Raw genomic sequence first — 26,787 nt, 5'->3', positions numbered from 1 at the left:
GTTGCGTCGTAAATTATTACGATGCTACGGCAAGCGGGCGCTGGAGTGTGACCCAGGTTGGATTCTTGCAAGTTAGTGCTGTTACAGCAGTCGCTTATAGATGACGGCAATCACGGCTGAGTGCTATCGTGTATTACGAATTTTATTTTTGTAATATCGACGCTGCTCGCCGCCGATGCAACTTTCCGGAGTTTCTGATGTTGCGAAATCTGCCTCAGCTGTTGCTGACTGCCATATTATTCTGCTCATTTACTGTCAGTGCCCATTTTCAGGAATTGATCCCGTCACACGATATTGTGTCGACCCCCAGCGAGAGCAGATTATCGCTGTCGCTGAAATTTACCCACCCTATGTCGCAAGGGCCGTTAATGAATATGGCGAGGCCGGTGCAATTTGGCGTTGTCGGCCCAGAAGGACGACAGGATCTGTTGGCCTCTCTGCAACCCCAATCAATACAGGGTGCGCAAACTTTTAATGCGCTGTACCAGATTAAACGTCCGGGGGATTATCTGTTTTATGTGGAACCAGCCCCCTATTGGGAGCCCGCTGAAGGCAAGATGATTGTGCACTACACCAAGGTAGTCGTGGATGCCTATGGTATGGAAGATAACTGGGATGCGGAAGTCGGTTTCCCGGTCGAAATCGTGCCGTTAACTCGGCCTTTTGGTCTGTGGACGGGGAACCTGTTTCAAGGAGTCGTGAAACGCAATGGCAAGCCTGTACCTTTTGCCGAAGTGGAAGTGGAATGGTGCAATGATGGCAGTGTTACACCACCAGCAGATCCTTATATCACCCAGGTAGTCCGCGCTGATGCCAATGGCACCTTCAGCTATGTGATGCCAAAGGCCGGTTGGTGGGGATTTGCGGCATTACTGGAAGGCAAAAAGCCGATGAAAAATCCGGAAGGCAAAGAGGTCCCGGTAGAACGTGGCGGGCTTATCTGGGTATTTACCCGCGACATGAAGTAAGGAGCACATAGTCATGGCTCATATCCCCGAAGGTGTGCTATCGGCACCAGTGCTGATTACCGGAGCGCTGGTTACCACCGCGGCGGTGGCTTATGCCATTCGTAAATTGGATTACGAGCGTTTACCACAAGCTGCCGTACTGGCTGCATGTTTTTTTGTGGCATCGTTAGTCGCTGTGCCAGCAGGCCCGAGCAGTGTACATCTGTTACTCAATGGCTTGATGGGATTGATGTTGGGGTGGCTAGCAGTGCCGGCTTTGCTGGTCGCCTTGTTATTACAAGCGGTGTTTTTTGGCTTCGGCGGTTTGCTGGTACTTGGGGTTAATTGCCTCAACATTGCGTTGCCCGCTTTACTCAGTTACTACCTGGTGTCACCGTGGCTCAATAAAGCATTGCTGGCCAATAACCGGCGGCAGCTGTTTATGAGTGGCATGGTTGCTGGAGCCATTGGGGTTGCAGGAACGGGGGCCTTGGTGTGTTTAGCCTTGGTGTTGACGGGGCCGCAGTACTTGGCCGCGGGGAAAATTATCCTAGTGACTTACCTGCCTTTGCTGGTGGTGGAGTCGCTGATCACTGGCGCGATTGTGGGGTTTGTTGCCAAAGTAGCCCCAGAATTGTTGCAGAGACAATTACCACAGCCTTTAGTGGCGGAGGAATCTCATGCGACAAACTAATAAATGCCTGTTGCTTGGGTTGCTGTTTAGCCTGTCTGGCATTTGTAGTATGCCGGTGTCGGCTCATTTGCTAAAAGTTTTTGCGTGGGCGGAAGGTAACGAGATCGTTGGCAATGCTTATTTTGCTGGAGGCATCGCCGCGGGTGGTGCACATATCAAGGTATTTGATGGGCAGCATCAACTGGTGGCAGAAGTGAGTCCCGACAGCAAGGGCGACTTTCGGATTAAAGTCCCGGGCGCGGCAGATTACAGCATAGTCGCCGATACCGAAGACGGTCATGTGGCGCACTGGGAGATAAAAACCGCTGAAGTCGCTGCTCCGGATGTCAATCCTACTGCTGGCGTTACCTCCAACGTTACCCATAATGCCGTCACTAGCGGCCCCGCAGCGGTCGCAAATAGCGCGATTGATAAAGCCGCGCTAGAGCAATTGGTGCAAACCGCAGTCGCCAAAGAGGTTGGGCCGTTGCGGATGGAATTGCAGCGCTATGCCGATCGGCTCAGATTATCCGATCTGCTCGGCGGTATCGGTTTTATCTTCGGTCTTACTGGCAGTGCACTATGGTGGCGTAGCCGTAAACAGCAGCAATGACGAGTTTCTCCTTGCAACATCAGGCACTTGAGCCGAGCTGGTTTGCGGCGCTGGATCCCCGTACCCGTTTGTTAGCTGCGGTGTTTTTTACGTTGAGTGCTTTGTGTTTATCCGCATTATGGCCATTGATAGCATTATTGGCCTTGGCGCTGCTACTGACCATACTGCTTGGCTGCCAGTGGCGACTTATCATTAAGCGCCTGCTGGCATTTGAAGGGTTTATGGTGCTGGTACTGCTGTTTTTACCGTTCACTGTTGCTGGCAAATCTTGGTTTGCCATTGCCGGAATGGAAGCCAGTTATCAGGGGGTAATCCAAGCCTTGGTGATCCTGCTGCGAGGTAATGCCGTAGTGCTTGCTTTGCTGGCATTAGTCGGGTCGATGGAACCGGTAAAACTGGGTTACGCGCTGGCGGGGTTAGGGATACCCGAAAAACTGGTACAGCTGTTTATGATGACGGTGCGTTATATCGGTGTGTTATTCGATGAGCACCAACGGCTGCGTACCGCCATGAAAGCGCGGGCGTTTGTCGCAGGTAGTAACTGGCACACTTGGCGTAGTTATGGGCACTTGCTGGGCATGTTATTGGTTCGCAGCATGGAGCGGGCGCAGCGCATAAGTGGTGCCATGCGTTGCCGTGGTTTTAACGGTAAGTTTCATTTGCTGACCCCGGTTAAATGGCATCGCCGTGACACTGCGGTACTCACCCTGGCCGTGTTACTGTTTTTACTGCCGCTAGAATGGCAGTGGTGGCAATATGGTTTCTGAGAATATCAAACAAAGAGATGACCGCGTGACGGAGACTTCCCATAGCGCTTTACTCAAAGTTGCCGGGCTGGGATTTGCTTATGCACAAAAGCCGGTGTTCAGTGAAGTGAATTTCGAGCTGTACCCAGGCGATCGTCTGGCGTTAATTGGTGCCAATGGTGCAGGAAAATCCACTTTGCTTAGAGTCTTAGTCGGTTTGGCAAAACCCAATAGTGGCAGTATCACCGCATTTGGTCAGCACTGTGTCGGCGAAGAAAGCTTTCAGCGGGTGCGGCAGCGGATGGGCTTGCTGTTTCAGGATTCTGACGATCAGCTGTTTTGCCCCACCGTATTGGAAGACGTGGCCTTCGGTCCGTTGAATCAGGGATTAACTGCTGAACAGGCGATTGCTAAAGCCCAGACAACATTGGCATCACTGGGCATGGCGCAGTTTGCCGAGCGGATAACCTATCGGTTGTCTGGCGGAGAAAAACGCATGGTAGCGTTGGCAACCGTGCTGGCGATGTCACCGGAAATATTGTTGCTGGATGAACCCACCAACGGTCTGGATGCTGCCGCAGAAGAACGATTGTTGCAACATCTGCAGGCGTTGCCGCAGGCAATGATTATTGTGTCTCATGATCGGGCGGTGCTGGAGCGACTGGCAAACCGGGCGGTTATCTTACAGTCAGGGCAACTGGATACTGCGGTGATGCACCGGCATCCACACCAACATGCTCATGAGCATCTGCATGTGCATCCCTCATCAGAGGTGGAAGCGGGCAAACACGGTGCTAAAGAGCATCACTGAACCGTCACGTTTTTGTATAAAAAAGCCAGCCTTGCATAATAGCGTGACTGGCTTTTTTATGTGATATCAGCAAATTAGCCCTTGGGAATTTGCTGCGTGATACAGTGAATATTGCCACCGCCTAAGAGGATTTCCCGCGCATCAACGCCCACCACTTCATGTTCAGGAAATATCTGTTGCAGCTTAGCTTTGGCGATGTCATCCGTTGCCGGGTCCAGCAGCGGGAATACAATCCGCTGGTTGCTAATGAGGAAGTTCACATACGAACCGGCCAAACGATCGCCGGCTTCACGTGGCACACCAGAGCCTTTAGCGACACCTGCGGCTTCTTGTTCAGTGCAATAAAGCGGCCCAGGTTGCGGCAGTTTATGAATGGTCAGTTTACGACCTTTGGCATCCACGGCGTTCTGCAACACCGCATAAGCGGCCTGAGAGCGCGGATACTGCGGGTCGTTTTCATCATCACACCAGTGCAGGATCACTTCACCCGGACGGGCAAAACAGCACATGTTGTCAATATGGCCGTCGGTTTCATCCATGTAGACACCCTGTGGTAACCAGATGAACTGACTGACGCCCAGATATTCCGCTAGACAGGCTTCAATCTGAGTCTGACTCAGGTGCGGGTTGCGATTAGGATTCAGCAGGCATTCGGCGGTGGTCAGCAGTGTGCCTTCGCCATCCACATGGATGGAGCCACCTTCGAGGATGAGCGGTGCGGCGTAACGGTCGAAGCCGTGCTCGGCCAACATCTGCTGTGCTACCAGTTCATCTTGATCCCAAGGTGAATACAGACCACCGTTATTTCCGCCCCAGGCGTTAAACCCCCAGTCAATGCCGCGACATTGCCCCTGACCGTTGATAACGATAGTTGGTCCGGTATCACGCGCCCAGCAGTCATCGCTGGCAATGGGCACCAGTTTGACGGCGGCAGGCATAATCTCCTGCGCTTTGGCCATTTCCAGCTTGGGTACCGCCATATACACCGGCGTTGCAGCACTGATAGCACTGGCCACTGCGGCGAAGGTCTGCTGCGCAAAATGGCCATCCTCGCGCCAGTTATCTGGGCGATAAGGCCAGATCATCCACACGGCTTGCTGTGGCGCCCATTCCGCAGGCATGTAAAAGCCGTGCTGTTGTGGTGCTCCCTGTAAGGTATTACTGCTCATGGAATATTCCTTACCAGACGTTTTCGCCATCAGAGGTCAGCAGGGTTTCGTACATGGCCGGACGACGGTCACGGAACAGGCCCCAACTGATGCGTTGTTTGTCGATTTCTGTCAGATCGAACTCATGCACCAGCACACATTCACTGGTTTTGTCGGCCTGAGCGACTAACGCCCCGGTCTGATCGGCAATAAAGGAAGAACCGTAGAAAGTCATCTCCAATCCTTCAATAAACTTGCTTTTTTCCGTACCAATACGGTTGGAGGCAATCACCGGCACCAGATTGGCGGCCGCGTGACCTTGTTGTACGCGAGTCCAGTGTGGCTGAGAGTCAATGTCAGGATAAGCGGGTTCAGAACCGATGGCGGTTGGGAAGAAAATCAGTTCAGCGCCCATCAATGCTAGGCTGCGAGCGGTTTCTGGAAACCACTGATCCCAGCATATGCCTACGCCAATCTTGGCATAACGGGTTTGCCATACCATGAAGCCGGTGTCTCCTGGAGTGAAAAACTGTTTTTCCTGATATGCCGGGCCATTAGGAATATGGGTTTTACGATATACATCCAGCAAGCTGCCATCAGCATCGATAACCACCAGCGAGTTGTAATGGGCGTTACCTCGACGTTCAAAAAATGACAGCGGCAGCACCACTTGCAGTTCCTTGGCAATGTTCTGGAAGTATTTGATCAGAGTGCTGTCTTCCAGTGTCTGTGCCAGGGCAAAGTGCTCTGGGCTCTGGTCAATGCAGAAGTAGGGGGCTTCGAATAGCTCCTGGATAAGGATGATCTGTGCGCCCTCAGCGGCCGCTTGCCGCACCAGTTTTTCAGCGCGGATCACGTTGGATTCAATATCCCAGGAACAGGCCATCTGTGTGGCGGCAACTTTCACTTTTGCCATAACAACGACTCCTTTTGGTAAGAGGCAAGGGGTAAGCAAGTGCTGTTCCCCAGAATAGCGCAAAGTGTATGAAGTTGTTATGTATCCATCAAATGAATATTATAAATCTATCTATTCATATTGTGAATTTAAGATGAAGCTGAATCAACTGGATCTCAACCTGCTGCTGGCATTTGATGCCTTAATGCAGGAGCGTAATGTCACCCGTGCGGCGGAGCGGTTGTTTATCAGTCAGCCGGCGATGAGCCATGCGCTGAACCGCTTGCGGGCAGCTTTTAACGATCCGCTGCTGGTCCGTACGCCTCAGGGGATGTTGCCAAGTCGGCGAGCTGAAACACTTTATCCCGGTGTGCAGCAGGCGTTGAGACTGTTAGAGCAGCAATTGAGTGAGCCGCAACCGTTTGATCCGGCCAGTTCTCAGCGGCGATTTGTTATCAGCACTACGGATTATGTCGAGTGTGTGTTGATCCCGCCGCTGATTGCCCAACTGAATCAGCTCGCTCCCGGCATCAATATTGAAATCTCCATTCTGCGCGATCAGTTGCCGGAAGCGGAACTTGCCAATGGCGATATCGATCTGGTGCTGGGTTTTGATGAATATATGCAGGTGCCGTCGCATCTCAGCCGTGAAACCTGGTTGACCGAACCGTTGAGTGGTTTGGTGCGCAAAGGGCATCCCAGTATTACTAGCGCCGTGGATTTGCAACAGTTGGTGACGACGCCGCATGTGTTTCACTCGCCGCTGGGCACCCAAGACTCCATCGTGGATCGGTTTTTAGCTAGGCAGGGATTAAAACGGCAAATATCGGTCAACAGCCAGAGCTATATGTCGGCGGCTGCCATTGTCAGTCAGACCGATCATCTTTTGGTATTACCTCAACGGGTCGCCACTATGTTGGCGGCTAGCGCGGTATTGCAGCAAGTGCAGTTGCCTGCAGCAATGCCCAGTTATCATCTCAATTGCGTCTGGCATCCGGTGCAGCAGTCACAACCAGCATTACAATGGCTGAAGAGGTTGATGCGGCAACTGGTAACGGCGTAAAGTGACCTGCAACAGTATCCTATAAATAAAGGGGATTATCTTGGACCATACGCAAGGGCTAGTAGCGTTTAAAGTGGAGGTGGCTGATTATCAGCAACCACGGCATGCTGAGGCTATTGTGACGTTAATGCAGCACTATGCTAGTGAGCCAACGGGCGGTGGCGCAGCTTTACCTAATGCTGTCGTCACCAACTTGGTGTCTACCATGGCACGGCTTGATTATGTCTTCAGCTTATTGATTTTTGCCGGAGAAACTCCGGTCGCGCTCGCTAACTGTGTGCTCGGATTTTCTACCTTTAAATGTGCGCCACTGCTCAACATTCATGATTTAGTGGTACACAGTGAGTGGCGTGGACGCGGGCTCAGCCAACTGTTGTTACAGGCGGTGGAACAGCAAGCGATACAACGCGGTTGCTGCAAAGTGACGCTGGAAGTGCTGGAAGGCAATACCGTCGCTCGTCATGCCTATCTCAAGGCCGGATTTGCCCCTTACCAGTTGCGACCGGAAACTGGGTCAGCTATGTTTTGGCAAAAACCATTAACATTAGGCTAGCAGGGCTTTGGCTTATATTCGCCGCATGTTGTTGCTTTGACAAGCGCGCAAAAAAAAGCCTCCACATACGCAGGAGGCAAAGTAAAAGCACTTCAGAGGTGAGTATTCTCACGCATACCTGACAAAATCGCTCATGAATTAATACCATGAATTCATGCCAATATGGCATAGTGATTCAGTTTGTCTTTACCCTCTGGAATAACGTTTGGCACCGTGCCGTTACTTTTTGATCCAGTTGCCGCTATTATCTTGGATCATGTGGCCTTTTTCAGCCTTGGCAATCACTTTGGCCGCAGCTAACTTGGCTACATCGGCGACCGCAATGCTATTCTGTTTGGCGATTTTTTCATACTGTGCTTGCCGCTTGGCATTGATATCTTTCACTAGCTCTGCAACACCTGCTGCTGGTTTCACCACCGCCAGATAACCATTTAACTGCTCACCAACTAAACCTTGATCCTTGGCGTCCTGTAAACTGATGGCGAAACTGGAGAAGCTCAGCAGCGTTGCGCAGAGCAGGGTTATTATTCGGGTTCTCATCTGTCAGTTCCTCATTGGGATCAAAAAAGTTCGTCATTAGACACCAGATCATCCAGTGCTTTATCCACTTTGATACGGATTTCGTGTTCAATCTTGACATTAAGATTGATCACTATCGGTTTATCCGGTGGTTCTATTTTGACCGTAGGGGTACAACCGCCGAGCAAGATGCCCAGCAGCAAACAACTTGCTGTTACACGCGGGAGACGATTCATATCCGGTTCCTGTTTCACTGCATGGATGCTTCAAGCTGCGTTTGCAATCGGTCACCGATTGACAGACTGCGAAGCAGTTGCAGCAGATTCTCTTGATGGCTGTAGTTTAACTCAATCGGCCGCTCAACACCCTTACCGTGGCCTTTGATCATCATATTAAGCGTGGCGTTGCCATCGGTGTTCATATCAAAGGTGCTGTAGATTTCTTGGTATTGCAACTCCTCCAGTGTAGAAAACACAAAATCAAGATAGGGCTGACCGGCACGCATCTGCTGCACTGCGGGATTGTTACCGATACGGATAACTCCTCCGGGCGCGCGCGATGCTAGATGTCCGCCGCTGACCGATAGCTGGTTATTGGTGATGGCAAGTGGTAACACACCGTCAAATAAGCCACTGGCATCAATGCCTTGTTGCGGATTGGCTTGTAGCAATTGATGCAGATCCAGCCCTAACAGCATTAGATAGGCGTCCGATGGTTGCTGCAGTTGCAGACGAAAACGCGGCAATGATAGTTGTCCGCCAAGAGCATTGGCACTGGCTGACAACTGGATATCAGCATCATTAAACCCCGGTAGCAACCAGTTGCTTGCCCGTTGACGCTTTTGCATATCCAATTCGGGCGTGAGTGAAATATCACCTTCGAGGCTGACATTATCCAGCACTACGCCTGGATTAAATGCCGCCATGTTCAGTGCCAGTCGTTGACAGTTAACCGCTGCTGTAGTGGGTTGGTTGCTGGCATTATCCAGCACGAAACGGCAAGCGCTGCTCGCCTGCAATCCTTCAAACGGTAACTGCCGATAACTGCCCGTGACATCATGGAGTTGAGGCTGGAACTGTCCACTCAACGTAAATGCTGTTCCCCGTTGTTGCAGTTCAATGTCGGCATTAAGGTGAGCGTTGCCATGCAACTGCCAGTCACCGGATAACACCAGATTTTTGGCCGCTAATGCTTGAATATCAGCCAATTTTGCCTGCATTTGCCAATGACCGAGTAGATGGTATCCTGCAGCGTCCACAGATTGCAGATCAGGGCGTAACTGATGCTGGCTGGTAAACTGCAGTCGGTCCAACTGCCATTGTTCCTGACTGCTGAGATGATTGCCATCCCATTGCCAGTGTTCGGTAAGTGCGGCGTTGTCGAGATTCAGAAGGGTTTCTGTGCGTGAGCCGAGTTTGCTCTGGCGCTGTTGGCTGACATGGATAGCTTTGGCATTGAATGCTAGCTGCTGTTTAAATGCCAAGGCTTGTAGTTGTGTTAAAGCCTTAGCTTCGCGCCAGTGCCACTGTTGTTGAGACAGTCCCGGTAATGTCAGCTTAAGTTCGCCGATACTGGCCTGAAGCGTATCGGCAGCGGCATTCAACGCGGTCAATTGTTGCTTAAGTTCCGGCCAGGTCAACTGTAATTGCTGCGGTGTCAGTTTGAATTGTAGGGGTTGCGTGCTGCGGCTATCGCTGCTGGCGATATTCATCTCCAGTTTATCGGTTTTGATCTGTAACTTTTGGGTTTGTAAGTGCGCATCTTCAGCGATAGAAACCAAGAGTTCAGCGCTGTCACCTTTGAGTTGTAGTTTGCCCGCTAAGCTGGCGTGAGTGCTTTGGCTGCGCACGCTAAAATCCGCTTGTTGCCACCGTAACCCTTGTGGCAAGTTAAGCTGTAGTTGCCAATCGGCCTGTAACTGCAGCGGCGGTAACTTCGGCAACAGTTGGTACAGCTGATGCTGCAGGGTATCGCTATCTTGCGGCATCAGGCCTATGGATGGGCGGGTGGCTGGCGCTAATATCAGGTGTTTGATATTGAGTGTCAGCCAGTCGCTGGCACTTGCCAATGAAGGAACTAGCTGCACTGCTGGCAGTGTCAGTGCGTGTTGCGTTAGATCCAGCGATGCGCCCTCGGGGATATCCAGCGTTAAGCCTGCCGTAGGCGCGGTGGTGGGTTGCTGGATAACTTGGCTTAGTTGTGATAATAACGATTCGACAGTCTGCCGGCTGTCTGACAATTCCGGCGCCGCTTGCCAGCTTGCGAGCCACTCAATTAGCGCCTGTCGCTGCGGTGCTGAGGTTTGCAGCGATAGTTGCATGGGAGCCAATGTTAATTGCTGTTGTTTATCCGTGGCGTTAAGGGTTAACGATACACTATTTTCCGGGCATTCTGCCGTTGCTTGGGGGGTGAGGTTTAAACGACCAACTGCTGGCAACCATAACTGTGGTGCTGACCAACAGACGGACATCAGACTATTACCTTGCTGTAACCCCAGTTGAACGTCTGCCTCAAGCCTACCGCCAATACGTGGTAACTTTTGCAGGAAATCTGTCTGTAACCAAGGGTATGCGGTCTGCAATGCTTGGACATTTTCGTCATCAGCCAACTGTGCAACCGCTGATTGCAGCGCATCAGTGGTGAGGAATAATTGAGCGTGCCAGGAGTGTTGTGGTGCGCCGCCATCTGTTGCTAGCTGCGCCTGCAGATCACCTCTAATCGCCATGAGTTGTTGCCATTGTGTTTGCTGCTGCCATTGCAGTTGACTGGCAAATTTTCCGTCACGGGTTAACGTCACCTGTGGCAGTCGCAGTCGTAAACTATTAGATGTGGCATTAGTAAAAGCCACTTCAGTGTTATTGAGCTGGATGTCTGGTACCCCAGCGGCAACAGGTAATGGCAGCGCATTGTTACCATCTTCCGGTAACAGCAGTTGTGGCGTCAATAACAGTCTGGCGCGCTGGTAGCTTACTGCGCGGATATTTTCTAACAGCCATTGTGAGCTGCCCATAGCTAACAGCGGATCATCTTGCCAATACCATTGCCATAGTAACGGAAGGGTTACTGGATGTTGCAGACGGATCTGCAACTGCTCAAAGTGCAGCTGGTTGCCTTGATAATTGAGTGTTAGTTGCGGCAGTGTCAGTGTATCTAAAGCCGGTATTTGCCAACTAAGTTGGGTGATTTGCAGTCCTTTCCCTTGTAACTGCTGGTTGAGTTGCGGTAACCACCAAGTCTGCTTCTGCGTGAGCAACCACCAGCCTGTTGCCAACATCAGCGAGAGTAGCAAAAAGCCACCTATCAACAACCTTATCAATAGGTAAAGCAGACGCTTACCGCTCATCATGGCTGATGACCGCTTATGCTTGCCAACTGATTTCAGTGGTCAACTCATGACGCTCACCAGGGGCGAGCGTTACCGCGTCCTCCAGTACATTAGCCGCTTCTAGACAGACCATCTGTAGGTAATCATCATCGTTAAAACGCGCCAATCGCCGTGACTTTTCTACCCAAGGATTCCATAACACGGCGGAGTGGCTATGCTCTCTTTTAACCACGATGGTGCCATGCGGAGTATGCAATTGCTGCACCGCTCCCAGACCGTTATAAACCCGGTCAGTTTCCCGCTCAAAGTGAACGTTGTCTTCGGTTTGCACATAAGGGCCTTTGCCAAACTCGATGTAGTGTGCGCCTTTAAACCCTTTAGCAATCAACTGATGAATATCACCAATTGGAAAATAACTGTGAAGTGCTTGCGTCAGCGTAACCGGGTGATCATCCAAATTGATGTTAACCAGACTGACGCGCAATTGTTGGCCAAATCGGCAGTGTAATTCTACGCGGGTGTTATGTGGCCAAAAACGCCGGTCAGCCGCTGCCAGCGGCAATACCAATTTCAGCGTGACTATCTCATCCTGAACCTCTGTGCTGAAGTGGTGCCATTGGCGATTTCTGGCAAAACCATGTTGTGGCCAATCGGCATTTGGGTGCTGACCAAACCATGGCCAGCATACGGGTATGCCGCCACGAATGCCGTTCCCAGGCTGGTAGTCATCAGCGCTGGAAACCCATAACAATGGTGCCTGGCCTTTAGGAATAAAGCTGTCAATTTGCGCACCTTGCAACAGTATCCTGGCGTAGCACAGCTTGCTGTTTACTTCGATATACTCAAGTCCGTTAGCGTGGACGCTGGTTGTTATCACCGCCATAGCATTTCCCTCTATTAACTGCCTATAACTGCCTAAGGTCGCCGTCATGATTACTCCTTATAGCTTAACGACTTTTGCTGCATCCTTTAAGCATTTGATCTTTATGGGCTGGGCAAATGGTTAAAGATCTGGTAAACCTGCATGCCTTCAGTTGCTAATGGAATCACTTGAGATGGATTTGACTTACGACAACAACAACGTGTTTGCTCGGATTATCCGGGGTGAACTCCCTTGTATCAAAGTGTATGAAGATGCCGAAACTTTGGCATTTATGGATATTATGCCGCAAATGTCAGGGCATCTGTTGGTATTACCAAAGGCTCCGGCGGTAACGCTATACCAGTTGCCGGATGACGCGGCTCTGGCCTGTTTCCGGACCATTAAAAAAGTGGGCACCGCCTTGCAACAGGCCATGGGGGTCTCAGGCAGTAGTTTAGTGCAACACAATGGGAGTTATGCCGGGCAAAGTGTGCCACATGTCCACTTCCATCTGCTGCCAGGGCCGTTGAAGGGATTAAAGCCACATGCGCAAGTCTCCGGTGACCACACCGAAATTGAAGCCATTGCTGCCCGTATCCGGGCACTGTTGGCTGAATGATAAACAATGTCACAGCTCACAGAATCCGTTGCTGATTGGCTCCTGGTGACTTTGGTAACTAAACCCTCCTTCGAGTTAGTGCGATCATTTTTTACAATAATCGGGGAATAACAGACGGGCAGGGGAAACCGATGAAACCTGTGTTTAAAATCGAGCATTCGCAACGGGAACACAGCGCTGAAGCCAGAACGCTCTGGTGTGCGCAACACGAACGCTGTGATTATGTGGTGATAGAAGGTGATGACGAAGTGCATTTTACTGATTACGCTCAGCCTGGCAGGCTGCAGTTGTTGCGGGCGGCGAAAGTCATCGACAGTGCTGAAGCGTTGTTGCAGTTTGCGCAGCAGGATTATCAACAGCGTTTTGCTGACTGAAGCCAATAAAAACCGGGCGCATAGTGCCAGTCCCGGTTTTTATTGGCATGAACCTTAATAAACTATTTCTTCAATCTGGCTGCAATATTTGCAACGCGTTCACCATATAGACGGGCACTTTCTAAATCACCCTCAGGGATTTTGTCTGCGCCAGCATCAGAAGGTGATTGCACCAACAGTCCCACTGAACCGCCGAGATTATTAATATCGTTACGGGTAGCGGCCATGGTATTAGACGGCAACTGACCGAGACTTACCCACAAGCCACCATGCTGAGACGCTAGCGTTTGTAGTGAGATCAGTGTGACTTGCTTGTCACCATTCAGGCTGGCACTGTTGGTAAATCCGCCGAAAACTTTATCTTTCCAGCCGCTGGTGAACCAGATTTTAGATGTTGCATCGGCAAATTTCTTGAATTGCCACGGCACTCCTCCCATATAGGTGGGCGCACCAAAAATGATGGCATCGGCAGCATTGAGGGTGTCAAAATCAGCATCGCTGATTTCTCCCTGCTCATTAATTGCGATCAATTGCGCGTTGGCGCCTTTAGCAACATATTCTGCAACCCGTTTGGTATGACCATACCCTGAAAAGAACACTACTGCAGTTAACGCCATAACTTCCTCACTTTGTTCTCGGTTATTCGACAGTGCCTAGGACTCAGAAACCTTTGGCCAGCCTCATGGTATATTTTGGAAACCAGGTATACAATAAGTGGCTTTAAAGTATGTTGGTTACCTGGAGGAAACCATGACCGAAGCACTTTCCTATAATGTCTATTCTCGCAACTGCCCGGCTCGCTGGTTTTTTGAACGGTTGGCGGAGCGATGGGTGTTATTGATTATAGGATTACTCCGTGATGGTAAACCGTTGCGCTTCAATGAATTAAAACGACAAGTGGACGGTATCTCGCAGAAAGTGTTGTCGCAGAAATTGAAACAGTTGGAGCGTGATGGGTTGATTGTGCGGCAGGTCTACGCCACTGTGCCGGTGACCGTTGAATACCAGTTAACTCAATTGGGGTTGTCTTTTGCCGACACCATTGAAAAGGTGTCGCAGTGGGCAGAGGCTAACGTGGAGCAGATGTTCCAGGCGCAGCAGCAATATGATGCCCAGACAGACGCCATGACACCACGTCCGTCAATGCGTTATCTTGGCTGAATTGACGGTTGTTGGTAGTAGAAAAACGCCCGCATAACGGGCGTTGTCTGTTTTATCAGCGCTTAGCGCTCAAATCAATTTGATACACGGCAAATCCCAGTTCATCAACGTGCAGTTTGCGCATGGGGCGATGTTGATGGGCGTTGATAAAATGCTCGGCCTTGTCGCTGTTTTGAGTGGTAAAGCGGATATCTAGCGGGATATCGCTGCGAATATCGGCAAAGTCCCAGTTGTAGTCTGCCGCCGGATTAACCATGGTTTGATACTGACCGCTGTCGGCATCAAACTTGGACTGTGTACTGATGTAATTCACTAGGGCTTCGCGGTTACTGCTTGGTAACTCCATCACCACATGTTGGCTGCCAGTGCCGGCAAACTTTCCGCCAAATGCCCGATAGTTGTTCGTTGCCACAATAAACGTTTGTTCAGCCATTGCTTTTCCCGTCAGCAGTTTGCCGCTGTCTGTACGATAACTTAAGTCAACAATCCTAGATGCGTGTGGATCTACAACCTGGCATTCGCGGTCGAATTTGCTTGGCTGCGTTACGTCAATTCGGTAACTGACGCCATCGATAATATCGAAATTGTATGTGGGATGATTGTAGTTGATCAGTTGCTGCGGCTTGCTGCTATGAGGGTCAATACGGTTGAACTGATTCGCCGCACATTCCAGCCAGTCTTTTAATTCGGCACCAGTGACTTTGACGGCAACCATGGTGTTGGGAAACAGATAAAGATCGGCGGCATTTTTGAAGGTCAAGGTGCCCTTGGCAACTTGGATGTACTGATCAGCATCACTGGTGGTGCCATGACGCCCACCCGCTTTAAATGGCGCGGCGGCAGATAATACCGGCAATCCTTTTAGTGTTTCTGGTAACTGTGCTTTCACCTCTGCTATCTGCGCATCCGCCACGATTTGGACGGAAGGATCATCCTGCACTTGCGCCAGATAACTGTACATATCCGTGGCCGCCGCGCCAATAGGGCGCTCCATATACGCTTGAGTCCCTTGGTGCTCGGCAGCCACGGCCTGATGAATATGTGCATCGGCGGTCACCAAGGCTTGTTTGCGAATACCATCGTAAATAGGGACGGCTTGGGCGCGGGCATCGACAATTTGCCAGCGGTTCTGCTGCAACTGCAGGGTAAAATCGACCTGTCCCATGTTATCCCCCCAACGCCCTGGCATAACGGCAGGAATACCGTTCATCAGGCCTTTGCTGATATCAGTATTGGGCAAACCACTGTAACGGGGCGCCGGGAAAATCGAATGGCTGTGACCAAAGAGTACAGCATCTATGCCGGGTACTTGCGTGATGGCATAAACCGCATTTTCAGCCATTGGATCTCCCGGATTCTCAGTTGAACCAATCCCCGAATGCGGAATGGCAATAATGATATCCGCACCTTTAGCCTTCATCTCGGGCACCAGCTTTTTAGCGGTCTCAATAATGCTGTCGGCGCGCACTTTTCCGCGCAAATTCTGTTGATCCCACTGCAGAATTTGTGGCGGCACAAACCCAATATAGCCGATATTCAATGTGTGACTGTGACCCGCACTATCCGTCACCTGCGTAGCTTTAATCAAATAAGGTGTGAACAGATGTTGACCTTGCTTAATGCCACCCCAGCACTGTGCTGCCGCGCAGTAAACGTTAGCGTTGATATAGGGAAAACGGGCGCCAGACAGCGACTTATGCAGAAAATCCAAACCATAGTTGAATTCATGGTTACCAATATTACCTACGGTGTAATCCAACAGATTCATTGCCTTATATACCGGATGTATCTGCCCCGGTTGCAAGCCGGTATGGGCCATGTAATCTCCCATCGGACTGCCTTGTAACAGGTCACCATTATCTACCAGCACCGCATTGTCGGCGGCTTTACGGGCCGCGTCTATCAAGCTGGCGGTGCGTGCTAGACCAATGGTTGGATCTTCTTTGCCCGCATAATAGTTGTAATCCATGATATTGGCGTGCAGATCAGAGGTTTCCAATACTCGCAGTTTGACGGTTTGGAACTGCTCGGTCTGCTGTGCGAAGGCTGTAAAACTAAAGGCAATCGCCAGTGTCAGTAGTGATGTTTTATACATAAAAAGTCTTATCAATTATGTTAGACGGATGGATGCTCGCTCAAGGGGCGTAGTTTGCCGATGAAACGTGACCAGAGGTAGGTAAACTTAGCGGTTATTTCTTAAAATTACCGGAATTTTTGTAACAGAAGCTGACATAGGAATCGCTGTTTTACGGTCATCCCTGTAAACACGGGATGTTCTTCGGTTTTGTTGAGAATTTTCAGCATAATAGGCTAATGTCAGCGGCATGGGATGTGGACGACTGCGTTGGGCAGAAAATTCTTACAGTTCAGTGATTGTTCCTACTTGGCAAAACTTGGTAAGGTTGGTGCGGGAATCAATCTAGGTTGTCGTGCCCGGCCGCGATGAGTGGCTTTTCATAATCATAAACAGGCGACAGCATAAGAAAAACGGAGTCACAATGCACAAAACAGTAATTGCTACTGCCATCGGCGCAGCGCTGATCCTCAGCGCTTGTGGTGAGCAGAAAGCGCAGGAACCCAAAACAGCAGCTAAGGTTGCAGCACAACAACTGGCAAGTGATGCTAGTAAGATTGCCGCACCGGCTGATACCAAAAAAGACACTAAGAAAGTGGGAAACGTATTGCTTGAACCAAGTCCGCTGACATTCCAGGCGCCGCAGTATGACCTGATCACCAAAGCGGATTTTATGCCAGCATTCAAGGCGGGCATCAAAGAACACAGCGAAGAGATTGCGGCAATTGCCAATAATCCAGAAGCGCCAACCTTTGCTAATACTATTGTGGCGATGGAAAAAACCGGTGCCATTCTGGATCGTACCAGCCGGGCGTTCTTCCAGTATTCCGGCCTGTTAGCTGATGATGAAGTACAGAAGATCGAAGAGCAGGCAATGCCAATGCTCACCGAGCACTCTGATAACATCTATATGGACCCAAAATTGTTTGCCCGTGTGCAGGCGGTATATGACGCTAAGGATAAGCTCACTGACAAAGTGGATCAGCGCTTAGTCCAGCATTATTACGACCAGTTTGTCCGTGCTGGTGCCAAACTGAACGATCAGGATAAGGCTAAACTGCGTGACCTCAATGGCGAACTGTCCAAGCTGGCAACCGAGTTTTCACAGAATATTCTGAAGTCATTTAAAGACGACACGATTCTGGTTACCGACAAAGCACAGCTCAAAGGTCTGAGTGACGATGAGATAGATGGTCTCGCTGCCGCTGCCAAAACAGCAGGTAAAGAGGGATATCTGATCTCTTTGGTGAATACCACCCGTCAGCCATTACTGATGCACTTAGATAACCGCGAACTGCGTCAGAAAATCTGGGAAACCTCAGCAAATCGGGCACAGAGCACTAACGGTCCAATCGTATTGAAGTTGGCTGAGCTGCGTGCCGAGAAAGCCAAACTGCTGGGTTATGACACTTGGGCCGACTATGTGCTGGCTGATCAGATGGCCGGTAAGCCTGCCGCGGTATACAGCATGCTGGACAATCTGGCACCTAAAGCTGTTGCTAAGGCTGAGCATGAAGCTGCAGATATCCAGAAGGAGATCAAAGCCGAAGGTGGTAATTTTGAACTCAAACCTTGGGACTGGAACTACTACGCCGAGAAAGTGCGTAAGGCCAAATATGATCTCGATGAAGCACAGATCAAACCTTACTTTGAGTTTAACCGCGTACTGAATGATGGCCTGTTCTTTGCCATGAACAAACTGTATGGCATTACCTTCAAGCCACGTACCGATCTGCCCGTATGGCAGGAAGATGTCAAGGTATGGCAGGTGTTTGATAAAGACGGTAGCCCGTTGGCGTTGTTCTATCTGGACCCTTATGCCCGCGTGGGTAAAAATGGTGGTGCTTGGATGGATGAGATTGTCACCCAGAACTATCTGCTGGATGGCAAGCCTGTCGTATATAACGCACTCAACATTCCAAAACCAGCAGCCGGACAGCCAACGCTGCTGACCTTTGACGAAGTGGTGACCATGTTCCACGAATTTGGTCACGCCGCACATGGTATCTTCTCCAAAGTGAAATATCCGAGTTTGGCAGGAACGTCTACTGCTCGTGATTTTGTGGAGTTCCCGTCACAGTTCAATGAGGATTGGGCCATCAATCCAGAAGTATTGGCAAATTACGCCAAAAACTACAAAACTGGCGAGCCAATCCCCGCGGATCTGCTGAAGAAAATCCGTGATGCCGCCACTTTCAATCAAGGCTTCAACACCGTGGAATACTTAGGTGCCGCGTTGTTGGATATGGAATGGCACTCAGTGAAGGCTGGCAGCAAAATCACCGATGTCAACGCGTTTGAAAAAGCCGCTCTGGAAAAACACGGTATCTACTATGCACCCATAATGCCGCGTTACCGTTCCTGCTACTTTAGCCATGCGTTTTCTGGCGGCTACTCTGCAGGTTACTACGCTTACCTGTGGACAGAGGTATTTGCCGCTGATGCCTTCTCTTACATGAAGGAGCATGGTGGTTTGACTCGCGAAAATGGCGACAAATTCCGCGAGGATGTGCTGTCAAAAGGCAATAGTCAGGATCTGATGCAGGATTACATCAACTTCCGTGGTCAGCAGCCTACTATTGATGCATTACTGAAGCGTCGTGGTCTGGTAGACTGATATCGCCTTAAAGGTATCGACACCCGCCTGATGGCGGGTGTTTTTTTGTATTCTGATTAAGGAGTTATCATGGATGAAGTTCAGTATCCGATTCACGGAAGCTGTCAGTGCGGTAATGTAACTTACGAATTGCTGGCACCACCACAGCGGGTTGTGGCTTGTCATTGCAAAGCGTGTCAAAAGCTGTCTACCAGCGCCTTTAGCATTACCGCTTTGGTCAACGCAAAAGACGTGGTCTTTCACGGCGAGATGAAACGTTGGGAGCGTAAGGCCGACAGCGGTAATATTAATGCAGCCATGTTTTGTCCCGTTTGTGGCAACCGCATATATCACGTTAACCCAGCACATCCAGAGCAAATCAAATTGAAAGCGGCGAATCTGGATGACACGCGCATTCTCCAACCGACAATACACGCCTGGGTTAGCGAAAAACAGGACTGGTTCCAGATCCCCGCGGGTGTGAAACAGTTTCCCCGTCAGCCAGAGTAATTAACGCGATTTCCAGCTGTTGGCGTATGGACTCAAGTGTTAATGTTGGCGTAAAAACGGCGCTGGTGAAAAAAGGAGTAAACATGTTGATTCGACGTATGACGGCGGCAGATGTTGATGCCGTCAGCGCTGTTTGTATGCGTTCATTCAGTAAAACCGTTGCGGCCTCATTGCCGCCAGCTGGAGTGCAGACCTTTGCTACCGTGGCCGCTGCTACAGCTTTTTTACAGCGGTTCCAACAGGGAAGCATTATTTTGGTGGCAACAGATGCGGCACATATTACCGGCGTGATAGAGCTTAGCGCTGCTAGTCATGTGGTGATGTTTTTTGTTGATCCTGATTTTCAGCTACAAGGAATAGGTAAGCAGTTATTGAAGGCAATACTGCAACATGCCACCGCCAAGGCGGTCACAGTGAACGCATCACTCTATTCTATTCCTGTGTATCGCAAAGCGGGTTTTGAGTGTCACGGCGAGGTGGCGGAGAAAGCCGGATTAATCTATCAGCCGATGGTTCTACACCTGTAAGCCGTGAGTTACAAAGATTGCCGTTATCACCAATCTTGAAATGAGTTTATCGACAGTATGTCTGTAATGCAGTGGTGTTGCCGTAGCCGATGACTTAATGGCAATCACTTGTGATTCATCAATAATTTCACTAAATCCTGGCTTCTCAAAACCTTTGGCTCGGATACAATGTCGTGAAAGAAATGAGCTGTTAGCACTGTCTGGTGGCGCAACGTGACTAGCTGACTAGCGATATAGGGGATACATGCAGGAGAAAATGATGATCGAACCGCAGCAAACAACCAGACCTGATGACAGTACTTTGTCGATCATGATGTCGCATTTTATTCATCTGGATCAGGTCATGTGGAACCGTGTGCAGTGGTTGATAGCGATTCAGACGGCGGCCATTGGCGGGGCATATGCCCTAAAATCTGATCCACATAATTCTGCTGTTGTTCTGTGCCTTTGTGCTTTTGTTACGGTGATCCTGTTGTTGATGATGCGGCGTGATGAAGTGATCCGTGATGCTAACTTGCCGTTATTGAAAACGTTGCATCCTCAATTCACCTTCAGCCCTAAATGTTCAAAAGGCGCGCCCCTGAAAGGAAGGCAGTTAAATGGCATTCTGTTTTTTTCGTTTCTGTTGATAGATCTGTTTGGGGCTATTATCTTCATTATGGTTCCGGCAACGATTAAATAGCACGGGTGGGTAATGGTCATAGTACAAAAAGAGCTGCACTGCAGCTTTTTTTATGGTTTTTTCTCAAAATAATTGCGTTTGATGACAAGTAATTGCCTATGCCAATGGGGCAAAAAAAGGTATTGTTAGTGGAAGTTGCAAAGATGTAAACGGACTCACTCCATGAGCAGAACAGGTCATCTCCATCCATGACAAACTGTATCCGTTTGTTGGCATTTGCCACGCTATTTTTTGCTTTTGAATTACTGGCTGCCGCAGCAGAGACTGTTGACGCCAGCAATATTGCCCCCCTGAATCGTTATTTCAACGAGATCTGGACGACGCGCCAAGGGTTACCCCATAACACAGTTAACAGCATAGTTCAGACCCCTGAAGGTTACTTATGGTTGACTAGCTGGGAAGGCGTTGCTCGTTTTAATGGTAATAAATTCAAGATGTTTGGTCGTGACAATACCACCGGATTACCGGATGTTGGCACTCGGACCTCCTATCTGGATCAGCACGGAAGGTTAATTATCGGGGGTGCCAGAGGTGGGCTGACGACAGTAACAAATGGCAAATGGCTTCCGTTGCCGCCTGTCGGCGTGTTGATCAACCGTATTTGGGTGGACCAACACAACACCATGTGGATTGGCACCGAGGGTGGCGGAATGTTCCGTCAGGATGCTGATGGGACCCGTCAGCAGTGGACGACGGCGCAGGGGCTCCCCAGCAACACAATTTATAGTTTTGCTAAAGCCGCAGATGACAGTATCTGGATTGGTACTGCTGGAGGCTTGGTGCTATGGGACCACAAAAAATTTACCTCTATCGCGGCGCTGCATGAAACGCCTATTTTTGATCTATTGAATACCGCAGAAGGACTTATTGTTGCCAGCGAAACTGGTGTGCGTCGCAAGGTGGGAGAAAACTTCGAGTTTCTGCATCCGCAATTACAAAATGTGGCGGTGTCCAAGTTGTTACTCGATCATCAGGGAAGCCTGTGGATGGGCACGGTCCAGCAGGGTATTTTCCGCTTGAGTCAGACTTATGGGTTAGAACATCTGGATGCGAGTCAAGGTATGCCTAGTAACCGGGTGCTGGATATCTTTGAGGACAAGGAACAAAGCATCTGGATTGGTACTAATGGCGGTTTATTTCGCTTGCGGGATGCACCGTTTTCAACGATTACCACCAAGCAGGGTTTGGTCGGTAACTATATTCGAGCTTTGCTAGAAGCTGAAAATGGTGATATCTGGGTGGGCAGTTCCCGCGGATTGAGTCGCTATTCCCCCGAAAAAGGCCAAGTCGTTGACAATGTGCTGGCAGGCGAATCTATCCTCAGTTTGGCGCCCATGGATAAGCAGAGATTACTGATTGGCACCTATACTGCGGGGGTATTTATTTATGAGAATGGCAAAACTCACTTGCTTGCTGATCGTAACTCTGGATTAGTTTCCAACGAGGTGAGGGCGCTCCTGCAAGACCCTGATGGCAGCGTCTGGATCGGTACGGCACAAGGTCTGGCGCATTGGCACGACGGTAAAATTGATAACCTCACGACTCAGGATGGTTTACCGGGCAACTTTGTAGTGGAATTACTGCGCTGTGACGACAAAATGTGGATTGGTACCGGCACTGGCATTGCCATCTATCAACATGGCAAGTTCACTGAAATGCCTATCCATCAATTTGATCAGGCAGAATATGCTTTTGGCCTTTATCCGCAGCCAGAGAAGCGATTGCTTTGGGTTGCCACTGACCGTGGCTTATTACGTTTGCGGCTGGACACCGGTGAAATCAACCTGATTGGTCGTCGCAGTGGGTTGCCCTTTGACAAATTTTTCCAACTGCTGATCGATGGATTTGGCAATATCTGGATGACCAGTAATCGTGGCATTTTGCGCTTTAGTGAAGCGGATGCCAATGCGGTGGCTGATGGCCGGATGGCAACGTTGGCAACTGTGCTGTATGGCGAAAGTGATGGCATGCTGAGTGCGCAGGCTAACGGTGGTTCAAATCCTACAATGGTGGCGAGTCGTGACGGTACTTTGTGGATGGCGACCGCCATGGGCGTGACCTCAGTAAGACCGCAGCGCTTGCAGCAGTTTGCTGAACATATACCGCAGGTCGTGATAGAGCACATCACCCTGGATAGCGAATCGGTACCACTGAGTGCCGAGTTGACGGTGGCGGCTGCGGTACAACGTTTGGAAATTCAATATGCCGGCCTCAGTTTCATTATGCCAACCCGGTTGCGTTATCGCACTAAACTGGAGGGTTTCGAGCAGGAGTGGCGCGATAAAACCGGCCAGAACCAAGTGGAATTTACCAACTTGGCACCTGGGACCTATGTGTTGGATATTCAGGCCGCCAATCCTGGTGGACACTGGAGTCCGTCAGCAAAATTGACCATAGTGAAATTGCCATTCTGGTGGCAAACATTACCCGCCAAATATATCGCATTAGCAGTAGCAATATTGTTGATTGTTGGGTTCACTTACTGGCGTACCGCTAGTTTGCGGCGTTCCAAGCAGTATCTATTACAGCAGGTGGCCAGCAAAACCGCAGAACTGCAACGGCAGGCTGAAAATCTGGCAAGCGCCAACCAAGAAAAGTCGGTATTGCTTGATAAGTTGCAGCAGCAAACACTGGCGTTAGAAATTCAAGCCAAGCAGGACTCACTGACGGGATTAGCCAATCGCCGAGCCTTCGATGAACACCTAGCACAGGAATTTATGCGGGCAAAACGACTGGTGCAGCCTTTGACGCTGGCGTTTATCGATATTGACCATTTTAAATGGATCAACGACAAGTATTCCCATAGTGTTGGTGATAAGGCGCTGATCCGTTTGGCAAAACAGCTGCAGTTATCCTGCCGCGGCATTGACATCGCTGCGCGTTGGGGCGGCGAAGAGTTCTCCTTGTTGCTGCCAACCACTACCAGTCAGCAGGCGCTGCAGGTTTGTGAGCGGTTGCGTATTGCTGTGGAATCGATGGACTGCAGTGATATTGCCCCAGGGCTGAGATTGACGGTTAGTATCGGACTGGCCTGTTCCGATGATATTACGGAATCGTGGCAGCTGTTAAATGCCGCTGATGATGCACTATATCGTGCCAAGAATAACGGTCGTAACCGTGTTGAAAGTTATCTTTAACCGTCATTTGGTTATCGCGCTTTGACGTTGCCGACAAAGCCACAATGCGACCGCCATGCAGAGACATCCCAACACTAATCTTGGCCAGTCGTTGACTTGGCCGTGCCAGAACCACACGTTTACCATGATCCCGGCAGGGATCAGCATATTATTCATCACCGCCAGTTGCTGAGCATTCACTAAGGTTGAACCATAGCTCCAGCCCAGATAACCCAGCCCAGAAGTGACAACGCCCAACCATAGCAATATGCCTTGCTGCTGCGGCGTCCATGGCAGTTTTGACCAGTCTGCCAGCCCTAACATGGCGGCACTGGTGATGACGGCGGCGCCGAGGAAAAACCAAAAAAAACGCGCGCGATGGGGCAGCTGATTTTGCAGGCTTTGGTGGCGATACCACACCTGACCAAAGGCAAAACAGGCGTTTGCGGCCTGGATTAGCAAAAACCCTTTCCAGTAATCTTCACTGAGTTCGGTCCAGCGGATCACTGCCGCACCCGCTACTGCGAGCAAAGCCGGAGCCCATAACTGTTTGGGCCAGCGTTTGGCAAACAGGTCGGCAAATAAACTCACGTAAATTGGCGTGAAAATGGTAAATAACAGCAGCTCTGGCACACTTAGATAGTGATAGCTGCGATACAGAAACAGGTAAGTCATACCAATTTCAATAGCACCGGTGGCCATCATTACCAACGCCTGACGCCAGTGAACTGGCCGCCAGAACGGTAGAAATATCATTAGCGCTAACAACATTCTAGAGGTAACCGCAATGTAATCATCTACCTGTCCTGAGAGATAAGCGCCTATCAATGAAAAGGAAACAGCCCAGAGTGCAGTGATCAGCCACAGCAATGCCATGTTAACGTCCTGAAAAAGTCAGTGGGCTGTCGGCCTAAAGCCTCGATTTTGTTGTATCGAACAGAACCACACAAGTGGGGGCAGTTTAACAGAAGTGATTGGCATTGATGATTGACTGATGGCGAAATTATCGGCACTTCCACTGCGGTAAAACAGTGAATGACCATGACAGTCATTCACTGCTAACTGACATTACACCCTGAAGCCTGCCACCATTTGCTGCAACTCATTGCTAAGCCGCGCTAATTCATTGCTGGAGGCCACTGTTTGTTCACTGGCCGCCGCAGCCTGATCGGCCGCATCACGGACGTTCAGAATATTGTGGTTAATATCTTCTGCCACGGTGGTCTGTTCCTCAGCTGCGGTCGCAATCTGTTGCCCCATATCGCGGATATGATGGGTCAGCTCGGTAATAGTATGCAACGCTGAACCGACCACATTCACATGCTGTACGACGCTTTGCGTGCTTTCATGGCTGTCGTTCACTTGGGTAGCCGCTTCACGGGCACCTTGTTGCAGCCCTAAAATCAGCGATTCAATCTCTGAGGTCGAATTGTGCGTGCGTTGTGCCAGATTCCGTACTTCATCAGCAACCACGGCAAAACCACGACCAGATTCACCGGCTCGGGCGGCTTCAATCGCGGCGTTCAGCGCTAGCAGGTTAGTTTGCTCGGCAATCCCTTTAATCACATCCATGATGCTGCCAATTTGCTCGCTGCTGCTCACCACATGATCCATCGCCTGCGATGATTGCTGCATTTTTTGGCTTAGCAGCTGCATCTGCGCGATGGTGTTGTCCAGTTCCTGATTCGCAGCGGCGGTTTGCTGGTCAGTTCGCTCTACGGCACTGGCAGATTCTTCCGCGTTGCGGGCGACTTCGGCAACTGTCAGGGTCATTTCGTTGATGGCGGTGGCAACCTGATCGGTTTCCTGTTTCTGTTGTTGCGCACCAATGCTGGTTTGCTCGGTAACTGCCGATAACTCGGTCGCCGATGATGCTAGCTGTACCGCGCTTTCTTTCACCTGACTAATAAGCTGCCGTAGACTCTGAGTCATGGCAGCAATTGCCTGCATCAGTTGCCCCATTTCATCTTTGCGTTTGGCGTTGCTCTGCGCCGTCAGATCGCCTTCACCAATGCGTTTGGCAACGTCCAATACCTGCTGTAAGGGTTGGTTGATGCCGCGACTTATCACCAAGGTAGCGCTGAAGCCGACAAACAAGGCGGCCAAAGTGGCGATGGTCACGTAAATATAGGCAGAGTGCGTGATACTTTGTTGCAGATTAGCCTGCGCTACGCTCTCCTGATTGGCGGTGTCCACCAGTGTCTGCTCATCTTGCTCCAGTGCGGCACTGTTTTTTGCCAGTGAGCTCATCAGGCCGGGTAGGGTACTGGCAATTGCCACGTATTGTTTGAAACTGTCACTGATATCAGTAAGTAACTGTTGCTGTGAAGATGCTTGAGTCTGTAACTGGGTGATATAGGTGTCAAACTCAGCCGCGGTATCTTGCAGTTTTCCCTGTATATCATCCCCTCGTAGCAGTTCTATCACTAAAAAGCGCGCCTGATAAAAGCGCTTACCAAGTTGCGCGGCCAGATGTTGCAGGCTGTCATCACTGGCAGGAATTGCGGCTGTTAACTGCCGCAATAGTTCACTGGCATGATTGATGTGCGTTTGTAACTGGTTTTCAGCGGTAATCCTGGCGCTCACAGATTGTTTAAGTTGCGTGAAAGAATCATCATATAGCTGTAGTTGTTGCGCCAAGTGATTGAGACGTTGGCTGCTGTCACTGCTACGTTTTAGTTGCAAGTCATGATCTACCAGCGTCTTAGCGGCCTGTAATTCAGTGGCGATATGAGCGGCGATGTCGCCATTAAAGTCTTTGAGGTAGCCTAAGCGACCGCTCGCCAATTGACTGATATGATTGTTAAAAATGATGATATGTTGCTGTTTTTCAGTCTGACTCTCAATTTGATTTATCACCATCAGACCGATGCCACCAACGAGGAGGGTCAATAACAATACGGCTCCAAAACCTGTTCCTAATTTAAGCTTTACGCTCCAGTCATTAAACATCGAATATCCCCTAAAAAATTA

General features: G+C 50.2%; 25 protein-coding genes. 15 read left to right on the top strand and 10 right to left on the bottom strand.

Annotated features, from left to right (window positions below; translation table 11 throughout):
* Positions 1–197: 197 nt before the first annotated feature.
* Genes J3L11_RS13630 through J3L11_RS13610 form a run of 5 tightly spaced genes read left to right on the top strand, consistent with a single transcriptional unit; the run spans position 198 to position 3,790 of the window.
* On the top strand, positions 198–968 hold the full coding sequence (locus J3L11_RS13630) for a DUF4198 domain-containing protein (RefSeq protein WP_207571347.1): 771 nt from the start codon (positions 198–200) through the stop codon (positions 966–968).
* A gap of 13 nt (positions 969–981) precedes the next feature.
* Positions 982–1,641, top strand: a complete 660-nt coding sequence (gene cbiM / locus J3L11_RS13625; RefSeq protein ID WP_189617916.1) for a cobalt transporter CbiM — start codon at positions 982–984, stop codon at positions 1,639–1,641.
* Positions 1,628–2,233 (top strand): hypothetical protein, encoded by a 606-nt coding sequence (locus tag J3L11_RS13620; RefSeq protein ID WP_207571346.1) that lies wholly within the window; start codon positions 1,628–1,630, stop codon positions 2,231–2,233. The genes cbiM and J3L11_RS13620 overlap by 14 nt, the downstream gene beginning before the upstream one ends.
* Positions 2,230–3,000 carry a cobalt ECF transporter T component CbiQ gene (gene cbiQ / locus J3L11_RS13615; RefSeq protein ID WP_207571345.1) on the top strand — a complete coding sequence of 257 codons (771 nt, stop codon included), beginning with the start codon at positions 2,230–2,232 and terminating at the stop codon, positions 2,998–3,000. Before J3L11_RS13620 ends, cbiQ begins: the two co-directional genes overlap by 4 nt.
* Positions 3,001–3,025: 25 nt before the next feature.
* Positions 3,026–3,790: an ABC transporter ATP-binding protein gene (locus tag J3L11_RS13610; RefSeq protein WP_347566513.1), complete on the top strand. Its 765-nt coding sequence runs from the start codon at positions 3,026–3,028 to the stop codon at positions 3,788–3,790.
* 74 nt (positions 3,791–3,864) lie between these two features.
* Here the strand turns inward: J3L11_RS13610 and aguA are convergent, their stop codons facing one another.
* Together aguA and aguB are read right to left on the bottom strand one after the other, a co-directional pair.
* A complete protein-coding gene (gene aguA / locus J3L11_RS13605) occupies positions 3,865–4,959 on the bottom strand; it encodes an agmatine deiminase (protein WP_207571343.1) in 1,095 nt (364 codons plus the stop codon).
* A 10-nt stretch (positions 4,960–4,969) separates the two neighbouring features.
* On the bottom strand, positions 4,970–5,854 hold the full coding sequence (aguB, locus tag J3L11_RS13600) for an N-carbamoylputrescine amidase (protein ID WP_133038832.1): 885 nt from the start codon (positions 5,852–5,854) through the stop codon (positions 4,970–4,972).
* Positions 5,855–5,987: 133 nt separating this feature from the next.
* Here aguB and J3L11_RS13595 point away from each other — a divergent pair, with 133 nt between their 5' ends.
* Positions 5,988–6,896, top strand: a complete 909-nt coding sequence (locus J3L11_RS13595) for a LysR family transcriptional regulator (RefSeq protein ID WP_207571342.1) — start codon at positions 5,988–5,990, stop codon at positions 6,894–6,896.
* A gap of 40 nt (positions 6,897–6,936) precedes the next feature.
* On the top strand, positions 6,937–7,449 hold the full coding sequence (locus J3L11_RS13590) for a GNAT family N-acetyltransferase (RefSeq protein ID WP_242695248.1): 513 nt from the start codon (positions 6,937–6,939) through the stop codon (positions 7,447–7,449).
* A gap of 219 nt (positions 7,450–7,668) precedes the next feature.
* On the opposite strand, the gene J3L11_RS13585 is transcribed toward J3L11_RS13590, so the two are convergent.
* Genes J3L11_RS13585 through J3L11_RS13570 form a run of 4 tightly spaced genes read right to left on the bottom strand, consistent with a single transcriptional unit; the run spans position 7,669 to position 12,176 of the window.
* Entirely contained in the window at positions 7,669–7,989 is a 321-nt protein-coding gene (locus J3L11_RS13585; RefSeq protein WP_207571341.1) for a YdbL family protein, read from the bottom strand.
* Positions 7,990–8,009: 20 nt separating this feature from the next.
* Positions 8,010–8,204 carry a YnbE family lipoprotein gene (locus J3L11_RS13580; RefSeq protein ID WP_189617910.1) on the bottom strand — a complete coding sequence of 65 codons (195 nt, stop codon included), beginning with the start codon at positions 8,202–8,204 and terminating at the stop codon, positions 8,010–8,012.
* A 14-nt stretch (positions 8,205–8,218) separates the two neighbouring features.
* Entirely contained in the window at positions 8,219–11,314 is a 3,096-nt protein-coding gene (locus J3L11_RS13575) for a YdbH domain-containing protein (protein WP_207571340.1), read from the bottom strand.
* Positions 11,315–11,327: 13 nt separating this feature from the next.
* On the bottom strand, positions 11,328–12,176 hold the full coding sequence (locus J3L11_RS13570; protein ID WP_189617944.1) for a D-hexose-6-phosphate mutarotase: 849 nt from the start codon (positions 12,174–12,176) through the stop codon (positions 11,328–11,330).
* Between the two features lie 172 nt (positions 12,177–12,348).
* Here J3L11_RS13570 and J3L11_RS13565 point away from each other — a divergent pair, with 172 nt between their 5' ends.
* Together J3L11_RS13565 and J3L11_RS13560 are read left to right on the top strand one after the other, a co-directional pair.
* Positions 12,349–12,774: an HIT domain-containing protein gene (locus J3L11_RS13565; RefSeq protein WP_229799990.1), complete on the top strand. Its 426-nt coding sequence runs from the start codon at positions 12,349–12,351 to the stop codon at positions 12,772–12,774.
* A 131-nt stretch (positions 12,775–12,905) separates the two neighbouring features.
* Positions 12,906–13,148: a hypothetical protein gene (locus tag J3L11_RS13560; RefSeq protein ID WP_189617908.1), complete on the top strand. Its 243-nt coding sequence runs from the start codon at positions 12,906–12,908 to the stop codon at positions 13,146–13,148.
* 62 nt (positions 13,149–13,210) lie between these two features.
* Here the strand turns inward: J3L11_RS13560 and J3L11_RS13555 are convergent, their stop codons facing one another.
* On the bottom strand, positions 13,211–13,765 hold the full coding sequence (locus tag J3L11_RS13555) for a flavodoxin family protein (RefSeq protein WP_133038825.1): 555 nt from the start codon (positions 13,763–13,765) through the stop codon (positions 13,211–13,213).
* A gap of 133 nt (positions 13,766–13,898) precedes the next feature.
* On the opposite strand from J3L11_RS13555, the gene J3L11_RS13550 reads away from it, so the two are divergent.
* Positions 13,899–14,309, top strand: a complete 411-nt coding sequence (locus J3L11_RS13550) for a helix-turn-helix domain-containing protein (protein ID WP_189617942.1) — start codon at positions 13,899–13,901, stop codon at positions 14,307–14,309.
* A gap of 55 nt (positions 14,310–14,364) precedes the next feature.
* Here J3L11_RS13550 and J3L11_RS13545 read toward each other — a convergent pair whose 3' ends face one another.
* Positions 14,365–16,404, bottom strand: coding sequence for a bifunctional 2',3'-cyclic-nucleotide 2'-phosphodiesterase/3'-nucleotidase (locus J3L11_RS13545; RefSeq protein WP_207571339.1), 2,040 nt, complete (start codon positions 16,402–16,404; stop codon positions 14,365–14,367).
* 403 nt (positions 16,405–16,807) lie between these two features.
* Between J3L11_RS13545 and J3L11_RS13540 the strand changes: the two genes are divergently transcribed.
* The 5 genes from J3L11_RS13540 (at position 16,808) to J3L11_RS13520 (ending at position 23,835) form a co-directional block, all read left to right on the top strand.
* Positions 16,808–19,000 carry a M3 family metallopeptidase gene (locus tag J3L11_RS13540; protein ID WP_189617906.1) on the top strand — a complete coding sequence of 731 codons (2,193 nt, stop codon included), beginning with the start codon at positions 16,808–16,810 and terminating at the stop codon, positions 18,998–19,000.
* A 69-nt stretch (positions 19,001–19,069) separates the two neighbouring features.
* The gene (locus tag J3L11_RS13535; protein WP_133038821.1) at positions 19,070–19,489 is read left to right on the top strand and encodes a GFA family protein; all 420 of its coding nucleotides are present in this window, start codon (positions 19,070–19,072) and stop codon (positions 19,487–19,489) included.
* A gap of 83 nt (positions 19,490–19,572) precedes the next feature.
* Positions 19,573–20,016: a GNAT family N-acetyltransferase gene (locus tag J3L11_RS13530; protein WP_207571338.1), complete on the top strand. Its 444-nt coding sequence runs from the start codon at positions 19,573–19,575 to the stop codon at positions 20,014–20,016.
* Between the two features lie 256 nt (positions 20,017–20,272).
* Entirely contained in the window at positions 20,273–20,698 is a 426-nt protein-coding gene (locus J3L11_RS13525) for a hypothetical protein (RefSeq protein WP_189617903.1), read from the top strand.
* A 188-nt stretch (positions 20,699–20,886) separates the two neighbouring features.
* On the top strand, positions 20,887–23,835 hold the full coding sequence (locus J3L11_RS13520) for a ligand-binding sensor domain-containing diguanylate cyclase (RefSeq protein ID WP_207571337.1): 2,949 nt from the start codon (positions 20,887–20,889) through the stop codon (positions 23,833–23,835).
* A 3-nt stretch (positions 23,836–23,838) separates the two neighbouring features.
* Here J3L11_RS13520 and J3L11_RS13515 read toward each other — a convergent pair whose 3' ends face one another.
* Both J3L11_RS13515 and J3L11_RS13510 read right to left on the bottom strand, forming a co-directional pair.
* Positions 23,839–24,690 carry an EamA family transporter gene (locus J3L11_RS13515; protein ID WP_207571336.1) on the bottom strand — a complete coding sequence of 284 codons (852 nt, stop codon included), beginning with the start codon at positions 24,688–24,690 and terminating at the stop codon, positions 23,839–23,841.
* A 192-nt stretch (positions 24,691–24,882) separates the two neighbouring features.
* The gene (locus J3L11_RS13510) at positions 24,883–26,712 is read right to left on the bottom strand and encodes a methyl-accepting chemotaxis protein (RefSeq protein ID WP_207571335.1); all 1,830 of its coding nucleotides are present in this window, start codon (positions 26,710–26,712) and stop codon (positions 24,883–24,885) included.
* Positions 26,713–26,787 lie beyond the last annotated feature (75 nt).

The sequence above is a fragment of the Shewanella sp. 4t3-1-2LB genome (genome assembly GCF_017368415.1).
Lineage (GTDB): Bacteria > Pseudomonadota > Gammaproteobacteria > Enterobacterales > Shewanellaceae > Shewanella > Shewanella fodinae.
The sequence above is the reverse complement of the archived record's forward strand: the minus strand, read 5'-3'. Positions and strand labels throughout refer to the sequence as shown.